At 64.5% G+C, this 13,008-nt stretch carries 9 protein-coding genes and 4 pseudogenes; 6 read left to right on the top strand and 7 right to left on the bottom strand.

Going from position 1 to position 13,008, the window contains the following annotated elements; all coding sequences use genetic code 11:
- Nucleotides 1-92 precede the first annotated feature (92 nt).
- The 3 genes from tnpA to tnpC all read left to right on the top strand — a co-directional run bounded on the left by tnpA (nucleotide 93) and on the right by tnpC (nucleotide 2,629).
- Nucleotides 93-515 (top strand): IS66-like element accessory protein TnpA, encoded by a 423-nt coding sequence (gene tnpA / locus H537_RS0102885; RefSeq protein ID WP_028996685.1) that lies wholly within the window; start codon nucleotides 93-95, stop codon nucleotides 513-515.
- Entirely contained in the window at nucleotides 512-850 is a 339-nt protein-coding gene (gene tnpB / locus H537_RS0102880) for an IS66 family insertion sequence element accessory protein TnpB (RefSeq protein WP_028996684.1), read from the top strand. The genes tnpA and tnpB overlap by 4 nt, the downstream gene beginning before the upstream one ends.
- Before the next feature lie 87 nt (nucleotides 851-937).
- Nucleotides 938-2,629, top strand: coding sequence for an IS66 family transposase (tnpC, locus tag H537_RS0102875; protein ID WP_310733005.1), 1,692 nt, complete (start codon nucleotides 938-940; stop codon nucleotides 2,627-2,629).
- Between the two features lie 22 nt (nucleotides 2,630-2,651).
- Here tnpC and H537_RS40850 read toward each other — a convergent pair whose 3' ends face one another.
- From H537_RS40850 to H537_RS0102860, 3 genes and pseudogenes are all read right to left on the bottom strand, one after another.
- Nucleotides 2,652-3,098, bottom strand: coding sequence for a hypothetical protein (locus tag H537_RS40850; RefSeq protein WP_051241658.1), 447 nt, complete (start codon nucleotides 3,096-3,098; stop codon nucleotides 2,652-2,654).
- 5 nt (nucleotides 3,099-3,103) lie between these two features.
- Nucleotides 3,104-3,292 (bottom strand): annotated as a pseudogene (locus tag H537_RS40845) (transposase domain-containing protein); the annotation flags it as partial.
- A 126-nt stretch (nucleotides 3,293-3,418) separates the two neighbouring features.
- On the bottom strand, nucleotides 3,419-3,910 hold the full coding sequence (locus H537_RS0102860; protein WP_238446586.1) for a tyrosine-type recombinase/integrase: 492 nt from the start codon (nucleotides 3,908-3,910) through the stop codon (nucleotides 3,419-3,421).
- A gap of 76 nt (nucleotides 3,911-3,986) precedes the next feature.
- On the opposite strand from H537_RS0102860, the pseudogene H537_RS50590 reads away from it, so the two are divergent.
- Nucleotides 3,987-4,969, top strand: a pseudogene (locus H537_RS50590) (transposase); the annotation flags it as partial.
- A 326-nt stretch (nucleotides 4,970-5,295) separates the two neighbouring features.
- Here H537_RS50590 and H537_RS0102845 read toward each other — a convergent pair.
- Together H537_RS0102845 and H537_RS0102835 are read right to left on the bottom strand one after the other, a co-directional pair.
- Nucleotides 5,296-6,399, bottom strand: coding sequence for an IS110 family RNA-guided transposase (locus tag H537_RS0102845; RefSeq protein ID WP_028996680.1), 1,104 nt, complete (start codon nucleotides 6,397-6,399; stop codon nucleotides 5,296-5,298).
- 386 nt (nucleotides 6,400-6,785) lie between these two features.
- Entirely contained in the window at nucleotides 6,786-7,808 is a 1,023-nt protein-coding gene (locus H537_RS0102835; protein WP_028996679.1) for an IS110 family RNA-guided transposase, read from the bottom strand.
- A 74-nt stretch (nucleotides 7,809-7,882) separates the two neighbouring features.
- On the opposite strand from H537_RS0102835, the pseudogene H537_RS40835 reads away from it, so the two are divergent.
- Nucleotides 7,883-8,461, top strand: a pseudogene (locus H537_RS40835) (transposase); the annotation flags it as partial.
- 338 nt (nucleotides 8,462-8,799) lie between these two features.
- Here the strand turns inward: H537_RS40835 and H537_RS0102825 are convergent.
- Together H537_RS0102825 and H537_RS40830 are read right to left on the bottom strand one after the other, a co-directional pair.
- On the bottom strand, nucleotides 8,800-10,476 hold the full coding sequence (locus H537_RS0102825) for an ISL3 family transposase (RefSeq protein WP_028996678.1): 1,677 nt from the start codon (nucleotides 10,474-10,476) through the stop codon (nucleotides 8,800-8,802).
- A gap of 58 nt (nucleotides 10,477-10,534) precedes the next feature.
- Nucleotides 10,535-11,425 (bottom strand): annotated as a pseudogene (locus tag H537_RS40830) (IS701 family transposase); the annotation flags it as partial.
- Between the two features lie 661 nt (nucleotides 11,426-12,086).
- Here H537_RS40830 and nudC point away from each other — a divergent pair.
- Complete coding sequence (gene nudC / locus H537_RS40825) at nucleotides 12,087-12,920, top strand: NAD(+) diphosphatase (RefSeq protein WP_043458041.1); 834 nt, start codon at nucleotides 12,087-12,089, stop codon at nucleotides 12,918-12,920.
- The last annotated feature ends 88 nt before the right edge of the window (nucleotides 12,921-13,008 follow it).

Raw genomic sequence — 13,008 nt, 5'->3', positions numbered from 1 at the left:
TGCGCACGGCCGTGAGCGGCCAGTTCTCCCATCTTGAGTAGCTGAAGCCAGACGCCAACGATGACGTCCATCAAACCGGTAGATGGACGTCTATGTACTCAAGATCCAATCCGCGGCGCCGCCATGGCGCCGAGTTCAAGGCAGCAGTCGTGGCGGCATGTAATGAGCCCGGCGCGTCAGTGGCTGCCGTGGCCCAGGCCCATGGGCTCAATGCCAACCTGGTGCACCAGTGGCGTCGTGGTCGCGGTGCGCCGGCGATCACGGCTGCCGCACCGGTGACGGCTCCCGTCATGGAAGTCACCTCGGTGGCTACTGCTGCGCCGGTGTTCATTCCCGTGGAGCTTCCAGCGCCGACACCGGCGCCCACTGCTGCAGTGCCAGCGCCCGCGCCGGAACCCGACGTCCCGCAGGAGATCCACATCGAGCTGCGCCGCGGCGCCGTGACGGTGAGCGTGCGCTGGCCCATGCAGGCCGCCGCCCAGTGCGCGACGTGGCTGCGCGAGATCCTGCGGTGATCCGCATCGACAGCCTCTGGCTGTGTCCCCAGCCAGTGGACATGCGCGCCGGCGCCGAGCGGCTCATGGCCTACGTCGTGATGGTCCACGGCGAGGCACGGGCCCACCACGGCTACCTCTTCGCCAATGCGCGTTCCAACCGCATCAAGCTGCTGGTGCACGACGGCTTCGGGGTGTGGTGCGCGGCACGCCGGCTCAACCGCGGACGCTTCGACTGGCCACGCGCTGCCGACGCCACCCAGCGCCTGGCACTGACGCAGGCGCAGTTCGACGCCCTGGTGCTGGGGCTGCCCTGGCAACGCCTGCCCGAGATGAGCGTGATCACCTGCGTCTGACCAGCGTGGGCGGCATCGGCCGCCGCGCGTTGACAACGGCACATCCGCCAATGGATCGCCATGCTGCGCGGCGGCATGATGCCGGGCATGCGCGACCTCACCGCCAAGGATCTTCAGGGCCTCACGCCCGAGGCCATGGCCGCGCTCGCGCAGCAGATGCTGCAGCACATCGAGCAGCAGGCCCGCGAGATCGCGCTCAAGCAAGAGCAGATCGAGCTCAAGGAGCAGCAGATCCAGCGCCAGGCCCGCGACATCGTGTGGCGTGACGCCAAGATCGAGAAGATCAACTTCGAGCTCGCGCGCCTCAAGCGCTGGCGCTTCGGTGCCAAGACAGAGGCGATGGACGCCCAGCAGCGTCAGATGTTCGAAGACACGATGGTGGAGGACGAGGCCAGCCTCGAGGCCCAGTTGGCCGCCTTGCGCGCGGCCAGGCCCGAGACGCCCGAGTCACCGACGCCGCCGCCGCGGCGTCCTCGCCGCCAAGCGCTGCCTGAGCACCTGCGCCGCGTGGAGCATCGCCACGAGCCCGAGGACACCCACTGCCCGACGCTGAGCTGCCGCCGGCCAATGACGCGCGTGGGCGAGGACGTCAGCGAGAAGCTCGACATCGTGCCCGCGGAGTTCTTCGTGCACCGCCACGTCTATGGCAAGTGGGTGTGCCGCTGCTGCGAGCGGCTGGTGCAGGAGCCGGCCGAGCCGGAGATCATCGACGGCGGGATGCCTGCCAGCGGCCTGGTGGCGCACACGATGATCAGCCACTTCGTGGATCACCTGCCGTACTACCGGCTGGAGGCCATCAACGCCCGCTCGCGCGTGCACACGCCGCGCTCGACGCTGGCCGCTTGGTCCGGTCGAGGTGGCGCGGCACTGGAGCCGCTGTACGAGTTGCACAAGCGCTTCGTGCTGAGCTGCGCTGTGCTGCACGCGGACGAGACGCCGGTGGCGATGCTCGACCCCGGCGCGGGCAAGACCAAGAAGACGTACATCTGGGCTTATGCCCGTGGCGCACTCGATGCGCAGCGCGGGATGGTCTACGACTTCTGCCTGGGGCGTGGAGGGCAGTACCCGGTCGCGTTCCTCAACGGGAAGGTCGACCCCGACCCGCCAACCGAACCTGATGGCGACAAGCCAAAACCATGGCAGGGCACGTTGGTCAGCGACCGGTACGTCGGCTACGACCCCGTGCTGGACCCCAAGATCTACCCGGAGCGCGTGGCCGCTGCTTGCGCTGCTCATGCACGCCGGAAGTTCGACGAGCTGGCCAACGCTGGCGCCAGCAATGTGGCCGAGGAAGCCATCGAGTACTTCGCGCGCATCTACCACGTGGAGGGGAGACTTGGCAGCCTGGCGCCTGATGAGCGACTGGCAATGCGCCAGGCTCTGGCGCGACCGATCTGGGATGAGCTTGACAAGTGGCTGAAGCTACAGCGCAAGCTCGTGCCTGACGGTGGAACCACAGCCAACGCCATCGATTACAGCCTCAACAACTGGGAGGCGCTCACGCGCAACCTGCAAGACGGCACAGTTCCTCTGGACAATAATCATCTGGAGCAGCAGATCAAGCCCTGGAAGGTAGGAGCGAAGAACTGGCTGTTCCTCGGCAGCGAACTCGCTGGCAAGCGAGCCGCGATGGTGATGAGCTTGGTTCAGTCTGCCAAGCTCAATGGCCACGACCCTTGGGCATACCTGCGTGACGTGCTCGCGCGCCTGCCCACTCACCTCAACAACCGCCTCGAAGAACTGCTGCCCCACCGCTGGCAGCCTGCCGCTGCGGGCTGAATAGCCTGACGCGCCTCGGACACTACGTCAACCGTGGTGCAGCAGGACGCTCACGCACGGCCAGCAGATCGTGGTCGCCGAGGTAGCCGTAGACGAAGGCGAGCAGGTAGCGCTCGGGATGCTCGGCGCAGAACTGCTGGACGACCTTGGTTGCCAGTTCGCCCGGCAAGCCCTCGTTGAAGCGTGCGCGCGCCGTCAGGCGTTGCATGCACGTCTCCTGCACAGCCTCGGTGACCACCGGCCACTGGTGGCCGCTGAGCTTCATCGCCTGGAACGTGACCAGCAGGATGTGCAGCGGCACCTCCAGCTGCACCATGCCGACCCCCATGCGAGGCAGCACCAGGATCGAGGCGAGCATGTTGGGCTGCTTGGCGAAGATCTCGTCGGCCAGGCTGACCTTCTGTGCCTGGCCCATGCGCCTGACGTCGATGTCGGCCTGGACCATCACCGACTGCGTGATCACGCCCATCGTTCTCAGCCCGAGCGCCAACGGTGCGGCAGCAGTTCATCGAGCCGGTGGCTCGGGTGGGAGTGGCTGCGCGCGAGCACGTCGCGAAGGTAGGCCCACGGGTCCAGACCGTTGAGCCGTGCCGACTGCACCAGGCTCATCACCACCGCCGCGCGTTGTCCGGCCAGCGCGCTGCCGGCGAACAGCCAGTTTTTCACGTGATGCTCCCTTGAGCATGACGCGAATAATGCTCAGCTCGCTTTTATGCGAAGTCGGAGTGCCAACACTCTGGCCAGACAGAGGGAGCGGAGACATGCTCATACCGTCGCCGCTCCGCATAATCACAGTGCCTGCAGGAACGCCATCAAGGCTTTGGACGGCCGGTACTTTGCCGGCTTGACGTCCGGCGCCTTCAACCGCGCCAATGCCCGCTCCTTCATCGCCAAGTCCGCCTCGACATACATATGGGTTGTCGCTGGACTCTCGTGGCCAAGCCACAAGGCAATCTCGCAAGGATCAGCGCCTGACTGAAGCAGGCTCATTGCGGTTGCGTGCCGAACCATGTGGGGAGACACCGACATGCTGGCCAGGTCGGGGTACTTCTGGGAGGCGATCTGCACGGCGAGCTTCAGACGATGTGCCACGTTGGCCCGTGTCATGGGCTTACCGTCACGGCGAGGCAGTAGCGGCGAGCCGGCCTGGAGTTGTGGATTCAGTTGGAGCCAATCCCGCACTGCCTTGGCGGTGGTCCTCCACAGAGGCAGCGAACGCTGCTTGCGTCCCTTGCCGTGCAGGCGGATGCTCGACGTTGGGCCAAGCACGACGTCTGCCACGCGCACACCCCCCCGCGTCAAAATACCTGTCGCCTCCATAGAACGAGAAACCAGGGGGCGTAGGAAGAAGTGAGAAGTGGCTCGTTTCGGACAGGCATTCAAGGACAGAGCGGTAGCGCGGTTGCTGCCACCGGAGAGCGCGGCCATTGACGTGGTGTCGCGCGAGATCGGCGTGAGCGTGGACACCTTGGAGCGCTGGCGCGCGCAGGCACTGGCGCAGCCCACGCAGCAACGCACGTGGACGGCGGCGGCGCGGTTCGATGCTGTGCTGACCACTGCTGCCATGGACGAGGCCACCAAGAGCGCTTGGTGCCGCGAGCACGGCGTCTACCCGCAGGAACTCGCTGCCTGGCGTCAGAGCGCGACGCAGGCGCTAGCCGAACCGGCTGAGGCGCGCGCAACGCCGCAGCAGACCAAGCATGACAAGCACCGTATCAAGGAGCGCGAGCTGCGGCGCAAGGACAAGGCGCTGGCGGAAACTGCAGCGCTGCTGGTGCTGTCCCGAAAGCTCGAGGCGGTCTTCAACAAGAAGGGCGAGGCGGACGAATGATCCGCCTTGAGGACCGCCAGAACATTGCCCAGGATGTCAGCGAAGCGCACAAGGCCGGAGCAAGGCTGAGCCAAGCCTGCGACGAGGCTGGCATCGACGTGCGCACGCTGCAGCGTTGGAAGGCCACGCACGGCCTGCGCAGCGGCGACGGCAGGCCCAGGGCAGCCCGCCCGACGCCGGCGCATGCCCTGAGCGCCGAGGAGCGCGCCCGGGTGCTGGCCGTGGCCAACGAGCCGCGCTTCGCCGACATGCCGCCGGCGCGCATCGTCCCGGCGCTGGCCGACGAGGGCGTGTACATCGCCAGCGAGTCCACCTTCTGCCGGATCCTGCGCGCGCACGGTCAGAACGCTCACCGCGGCCGCGCCAAGGCGCCCAAGGCATCGCGGCCGCCGACGACCCATGTGGCCACTGCCCCACGCCAGGTATGGACCTGGGATGCCACGTTCCTACCCGCCGCGGTCGTTGGTCGCTGGTTCTACCTGTACCTCATTCTCGACATCTACAGCCGCATGTATGGACTACAAGGACTTCCCTCGACGTCAAGGAATTCGTCGACATCAGCCTTTCCTCCTTGTCGGCGTGCATGGTGAAGCGGCAGCAAGCAAAGGACGACTGCAGATCTACAAACGGCCTTATTGCACTGGCGATGTCAGCGCGGACCCAGATACGAACCGCTCAGCAGGGCTCCATTCCCGACCAGTCGTCAACCCAAGGATGCGACCGTCCATACACCGAGTTCACCTGCTGCCGGTCTGACCTATGTGCTGCATCTTCGAACGCACGTCTACGAGGAAGAACGATCAATGCATGAATGAAGTACAGACACCAGTCACCGTCACGTGGCCATGCTGGAGGCCGGCACTCCTGGGAGCGCATTAGCCGGATGAACCGGCACGTGCTCGGGGTCGAAGGCCCGCCCCTTGGTCAACACGGCCCACACGATACGGGCGTTCTTGTTGGCCAGAGCTACGGCAGCTTTCTGCCAGCCAACCCGCTTCATCAACTGCACCACCCACTGAGAGATTCGGTCCTTGCGTTTGTGCGCGGTATGCACGGCGGCCTTGGCACCATGAATCAGGAGCGTCCGCAGGTAGTCGTCTCCTCGCTTCGTAATGCCGCCAAGGTTGGTCTTGCCGCCGCTGGAATGTTGAGTCGGTACCAATCCTAGCCATGCTCCGAACTGCGCAGCGGATTTGAACTGGGTGAAGTCGCCCACACTTGCTACCAGAGCGGATGCACTGATTGGCCCAATGCCACACAACTGGGCGGCGGCCTTTGCCTGCTGGTCGCTGCGCACATGGGCGGCAATGCGCTCGTCACACCAAGCAATCTGGCTGTCGATCTCAGTCCAGTGCAAATAGGCTTGTTTCAAGGCCATTCGTGCCACGGCAGGTATCTCGTTGGTCGCGTCTTCCAACGCCTCTGGTAGGGCTCGCCGTAGTTGTTCCGGGCACTGTGGGTAGACCAATCCGAATTCGGCCAACAGCCCTCTGATGCGATTGATGCAGGCTGTTCGCTCTTCCTTGTAACCCTCACGCAGCCGGTGTACGACCAGTTGCCCCTGTTGGTCCAGCGTTTTGATCGGGACAAACCGCATGTTCGGACGCGAGGCTGCCTCGCAGACGGCAGCTAAATCATTGGCGTCGTTCTTCCCACTCTTGCCCTGCATCCTGTACGGCCAGACAAAATGGGCTGCAATCAGCCGTGCGTCGAATCCCATGGCCTGTAGCCGTCTGGCCCAATGATGAGCTCCGCTACAAGCTTCCATCGCCACCAAGCAGCCAGGCGGCAGCTGAGCGCACCACTGCATGAACTTGTCGCGGGCCAAGGCCTTCGCCGCCACCACGCGCCCAGTGGCGTCAACGGCATGAACCTGGATTACCCGCTTGGCCAAATCAACACCTACCCGGACGATCTCGCCTCGTGTAATGTCGCTCATGGGGCTTCTCCTTTTCGCTCCGATTGACGATCCACAGGTCAATCTTGGTGCATCGACACCGTTGAAGAACTGGGGAAGTCCCTTCGTATTCCCGACGCCCTTTGCAAGCCCTATGTGGTGATGGAACTGGTCTGCACGCATGTATTCGGCTCGCTTGATGGGCAAGGCGTCGCACATGCCCGCAGCCTCGATGAGATCCGCGCACCCCGTCCTCAGCAAGATCGCGGCTCGATTGCTCAGCCGTCGGCTGTAACAGGTTCTCGAGATGCTGGTCTGACCGGTTTGTCATCACGTTGGTAGAGCTTCGCAAACCTGCGTTGGGTGTGGTCCTCCTTGATCCAGTTGCTGTAGGAGTTCCTTGCTACGTGGTGGACTGCCGAGCTTGTTCAAGCCGCACCAGGGCGCACGTAGTCGCGATCGCTGCTGAGCAGCGCCTGGATCACGCGGGCGTTCTTGTTGGCCAGCGCGACTGCGGCACGGCTGAAGCCACGCCGCCCAATGAGCTCTCGCAGCCACTTGCTCTGCGCGTCGGTCTTGTCCGCGACGAACCTCAGCACCGATCTGGCGCCATGGATCAGCAACGTGCGCAGATAGACGTCGCCGCGCTTGCTGATGCCCGACAGCCGAGACTTACCTCCTGACGAGTGCTGCCTTGGCACCAGACCGAGCCAAGCTGCCAGGTGTCTACCGTTCCTGAATTTACTGGCGTCACCGACGGCCGCGACGATAGCGGTGGCGGTCACGGCGCCTACGCCATCGATGGCGCTGATCTTCTGGCACAACGCCGAGCTGCGCATGAAGCCCTTGATCTTCCCGTCAGCTTCGGTAATGCGCTCCTCAATGCTGCGCAGGTGCTCCAGCAAGCTCACCAGCAGGCCACGGCAGAACTGCGTGAGCTCGGCGTCGTCGCTGGCAAGCACATCCGGCATGGCGCGGTAAAAGGCTGCCGGTGACTTCGCGATGACGATGCCACGCTCGCCCAGGATTCCGCGTACCTGATTGATGACAGCAGTGGCTTGTTGCACAAGCAACTGCCTTATGCGATGCAGCGCTGTCATATCTTGCTGCTCGACGGTCTTGACAGGTACGAAGCGCATGGTGGGCCGGCTGGCGGCCTCAACGATGGCTTCTGCGTCGTTGCGATCGTTCTTGTTGGTCTTGACGAACGGGGCCACGTACTGAGGGCTGATCAGCTTGGCTTCGATGCCCATGGCCTGTAGTCGTCGCGCCCAGTAATGCGCCGAACTGCACGCCTCCATCACAACCAGTCGCGGCTTGAGATTGCGGACGGCTGTGAGCAACCCTTGCCGGCTGACCTTGGAGCGATGCACTACAAGGCCGCTACGACTGGCTCCATGCAATTGGAATACCTGCTTGGCCAGATCGATTCCCAGGACGTCGACTTCCATAATGAGCCTCCGTACCAAAACTCGGACTTGGGGCACAAAGTCTCCCCGAAGGGAGGCGTCGGGTCCATCTCAGTAAGGTGGTCGGCTTCGAGGTCCACGAGCGCGATGACGCCGATCACGCCGCACACCTGGTCAAGCGCACGGCGCTGGCCGAGGGACTGCACGCCATGGTGGACAAACCGGTGCTGCATGGCGACAACGGCGCCACGCTCAAGGCCACCACGGTCCTGGCGATGCTGCATTGGCTGGGCGTCAAACCGTCGTACTCGCGGCCGCGCGTGAGCGACGACAACGCCTATGTCGAGTCCCTGTTCCGCACCGCCAAGTACCGCCCGGAGTTCCCCAACAAAGGCTTCGCCGACTTGGCCGACGCCCGCGGCTGGGCCGTGCGCTTCGTTCATTGGTACAACCATGAGCATCGGCACAGCGGGATCCAATACGTCAGCCCGGCACAGCGCCATGCGGGCCAGGACACGAGCATCCTGGCCGCCCGTCACGTGCTGTACAGCGAAGCCCGAGACCGTCATCCACGTCGCTGGTCACGTGGCACTCGCAACTGGACTCCAGTCGGCGCCGTGACCCTCAACCCTGAGCGCGATACCGTCGTCGCCGCACACGTGCCAGCCCGGAATAAACAGCCGTTGGCTGCATAGGTCAGGCGACAACAACGTTGACGTGCGCCGCTTCATGCGCAGCACCGAGCAGGCCAAGCAGCGCATCTCGGCTCGTGAGCAGACCCGCCGGGCCGCCAAGCCGCCGGGGCCAGAAGAGATTCCTTGGTGAACTGCCGCGCGGGGCCAGCCGCTGCGGGCTACGCCCTTCACGTCTGGCCCCGCGCGCTCAACACAGCACTCGGGAGGTCAAAGACCAGAGCTTGGACCTACACTTATCCACAGCCGGCCTTCAAAAACCGGCTTCCGCCCCTGGCTCAAAGTTCAGTCGGCACGGTGGCTCAGAATTGCGGCTCTTCCTCAATCTCTGTGACGGGGGGTCAGTTTGGATGCAGGACGCGGATGCGCATCAGGTCAAGCTTGGCCCGTCCGTACATCTGTCGTTTGAGGTACTTCAGCCGGTTGATCTGCCCCTCTACCTGGCCGCTGCTCCATGGTGAACTGAAGGCAGCGCGCACGGCCGACAGGTCGGCCTCAAGCCCGGCTGCGAAGCGTTGCAGATCCGGCAGCGGGCAGGACCGCGCTTGGGGCAGCCAGCGGTCAAAACCGTCGAGGTCACGGTTGCGCACGAGACCGAACAACCGAAGCGCCAGCTCACGCGCTGCAGCAACCGTCGGTTCAATACGGCATAGGGTATCGACGAAGCGCTTCCGGTCACGGCGTTCGGCCTGCGTGAGCTTGCGCTCGTGCCAGCCGAGCACCCAGGCGCAGGCACGACGTGCTGATGGCGTAGAGATTGTTTGCTCGGCAGCTGGGATTGGATCGAACCGGTCGCCCTCGGGTGCAGTACCTCGAAGCTGCGCGAATGCATCGCGCACGATGCTGCGACCGCCGGTGAAGCCACGGGCGCGCAGTTCACGCCATACCTGCATGGCATTGCGGCAGCCTTCGGCAGCGCGTGTGGCCATGTACTGCTGATGGGCGTCGAGCAGGCTGGGAGCGCGAGTACGCTGCGCCCGCTCGGGGAACGCATCTGCATGTACGAAGCCGTGCACGGTGCGACGGTCGAGGTTCATGGCCAGACCAATCGCCCTGATCGACTCGCCGGCCTTGTGGCGGCGCACCACCTCTTCGTAGCGAGCCAGCCGGCATTGCCGGCGGGCGTTGCTCTGGCGCTGCCATGCCTTGAGGGGTGGCTCGGTCGGCACGGCATCGGCGGGCTCGGTGGGCGCCTCAGCCGGGATGGCCTCAAGCCGCAGCGTCTCACTCGCCTGCCGGGCCGCCTCCCTCAACTTGCCCGGGCAGCGCAAGAGCACTCGTTCGATGGCATCGCGCAGGTTGGCCAGTAGGTGCCAGCGGTCGGCCACCTGCTGTGCATCGGGTGCAGCAGTGCGTGCCGCGTCGGCGTAAGCGCCGGCTCGGTCACGGGCAATGACCTCGACAGCGGTTTGTTCCTTCAGCCAGGCAACGACGGTGGCGGCGTCGCGCTCGGCCAGCAGGTCAATCGGACGGTGCTTGTCCAAGTCGACAACGATCGTGCCGTAGTGGTGCCCACGCGCCAGCGCCCAGTCGTCGATGCCGATGACGACGGGAACCGTCGCCGGCGGCGGAGATCCAGCGCGGCGCAGATCCCGCAGCACCGTCGGGCCGCTGATGCGCATGCCCAGGCGCACCGCCAGCCGGGCAGCCGCCTCGCCGCCGAGGGCGTACCCCAGCGAGCGCACCACTTCGACCAGCCGCTGCGTGCGTCGCTGGCCGGCCGCCACCAGAGTCTCGATCCGCTCGGTGAAGGTTCGCCGCGTGCAGCCGGGGTTGACGCACTTGAACCGCCGCACCTCGACCGCGAGCGTCACGGGCTGACCAAACGATGGGCAATCGGCAACCCATCGCCGATAGCGGCCGTGTGGACGAGAACTGCTGCAGGTGCAGCAGGGGCAGACCGCAGACTGAACGACGCTGCCGGCGTCCACCACCAAGCGGCTGCCACTGTCATCCCAGGAGGCGACGTGCTTGCCGACGGACTCCAGTAGCTGCGACAGTCCAGGAATGATCACCATGGCGTGCTCGCGCTCTCGAACCAGAGGCGCTCGATCATGCGGCCCGCCGGACTTCTGTCACAGAGATTGAGGAAGAGCCAGAATTGCGTCGGCCCCGACAGCCCTGGCGCCAGGTGACGGTGGAGTAGTCCTTCTGAGGCAACGACAGCGCCAGCGTCTTCACCGAAACGGGTTGGCGCTCTGGCGTTCGCCGCGTGGCCACAGCCGGTCGTCCTCGACCGGACCAAGGCTTGGACGGCAGCGGCTCCACTCCCGGGGGCCACACCTTCACTGATGACGTTACACCGACCATGTAGGGCAGCCCCATGTCCGTGAGGCTCTGGCGAAACGCCGCTTCGGTGCCGCAAGCAGCATCGGCCACGACGCAGTACGGTGGCGCTCCGTCGTCAAGCAGCGACTGCAACTGCTGCAGCGCAATCTGTGGCTTCGTGGCGAAGTTCACCTCCTCGGGCACGCCGGCCTTGGCGCAGCGCTCGGGATCCTCGGTCCAACTCTCGGGCAGGTACAACTGCCACTTCACCGGCAAGCTGGCTTGCTCGCAGGCCAGCGACACGCTCACCGCTACTTGGCAGTTGTCCTGCTTGCCCAGCATCCCGCACCACTGGCGCGCCACGCCCACCGAGTGCTGTCCCTTCTTGGGAAAGCCCGTGTCGTCCACCAGCCAGTAGCCACCGTCCGAGAGGTTCATCTTGGGCACCACCCACTGCGCCACGCGGCGCAGCAACTCAGCGTCACTCCACTCGGCCTTGGCCACGAAGTGGTGCATGGCCTGGTGGCGCGCGCTGGCATGCAGCGGATCCAGCCGCGACGCCATTGGCTCCACGCTCTTGCGTGCCAGCGGCAGCATCAGCCCGGTGCAGTAGCCCTGCAGTCCCGCCACGCGGTCGGCGTGGCCCAACCCTGCTGCCAGGTGTGCCATGTACTCCTCAAACCGTGCCTCTGAGTCCATGCTTTGCCTTCTGGAAGCGGCGCAGAAGGAAATATAGGCTATGTTTATGACACATTAAGACTAATAGACGTGCTCGACATCAACTTGCCGCTTTTCAAGCTGCATTGATCTTTGAACAGCGCGATTCTGTGAAGTTGTTCTCATGGTATTAGCGTCTACACCAACAGACGCTTACTTGCCTACGTCGAATCCATAAACAGAACATCCTTCTTTTCCATCATCGCAAAATAGGTTTGATCAGTGCATTTACTTCTACAGTAAATGCGCATACCGTCGTTCAATTTTATTGAAGTGAAATAGGATGTCTTAAGCAGCTCAGCGACGCGCCAATCCTTCACGCTTCCAACCAAAATGACAAATATGAATCACTGCTCCGTGCAAGCGGTGATAACCTCCCTATATTCAGACACCTCTAATATGGCGCTATCATTTGGTGTCATATTTCAGTGTCGTGGTGTGCCCAAGCAACGACCACGCCGACCGCATTTGTGTCACTGTGATGGCAACGGCGCTGTTCCATCCCTAGCGAGTGCTCCGGCTGCGGGAAGCACTGGAGCCGAAAAGAACAAGGTGAGACCTGACATTGGCACCCACGACGGGCACCGGTCTTTGGTACAGGCGAAGCGGTACGCTGCCAGCACTTGTGGCTCACACACCAGACATGCACTTTGTCCCTGCTCATCAACGACCCAGCGACGCCTCGGCGGCAGCCTGGCACTTCGTGTTTGTCGGTAAGGAACTGGCCGTGCCGGAGGACCCCGGTCCGCAACTGACGCTGAAGCCAATGCCCACTCCGGCGCACATCGCCACGGCAGGCCACTACCTGGGGCTCCTCGACGGACAGCACTGTTGGGCGCTGGAGGTGCAGGAGGTACCCCCCGGCTGCAGAACCATGCCGCTGCGGGCGGCGATGATGCAGTTGCTTCCGGAGCTGGCCGCGCTGGCCGGCCGGGCTGTCCAAGTACTGGAGTGGGACCGCACGCATCGCTACTGCGGAGTCTGCGGCACGCCCACGGAGCTGCAATCCAGCGAGCGCTCGCGCCGTTGCCCGGCTTGCGGCCACACGGCGTATCCGCGCATCAGCCCGGCCATGATGGCACTGGTGTGGCGGCCGGGAGAGCTGCTGCTGGCGCGCGCACCGCATTTCATCCCGGGCATGTACAGCGCGCTGGCCGGGTTCGTGGAACCGGGCGAGACGCTGGAGGAGTGCGTGGCCCGCGAGGTGGCCGAGGAGGTGGGCGTGCAGGTGAGGAACCTGCGCTACTTCGGCAGCCAGAGCTGGCCGTTCCCGCACAGCCTGATGGTCGCGTTCACGGCCGAGTGGGCGGGTGGCGAGATCGTGCCGCAGCCCGAAGAGATCGAGCACGCCGCCTGGTACCCCTGGGATGCCTTGCCCGACATCCCGCCCCGCTTCAGCATCGCGGGCTTTCTGATCCGCGACATGGTGGCCCGCATGTCCGGAGCTGGTGAGGAAGAAGAGTCTTTCGCACCCTGACCAGCGGCGGCAGCAGGCCCGTCACGCCCGGTCGCTGGCGGAGTGCACCGCGCACGAACCGGACGTTGAGAAAGGAACAGGCCCGCCG

Origin of the sequence: Azohydromonas australica DSM 1124, assembly GCF_000430725.1 — a bacterium.
In the GTDB taxonomy this organism is placed as follows: Bacteria; Pseudomonadota; Gammaproteobacteria; order Burkholderiales; family Burkholderiaceae_C; genus Azohydromonas; species Azohydromonas australica.
This window is presented reverse-complemented; position numbering and strand designations above follow the sequence as displayed.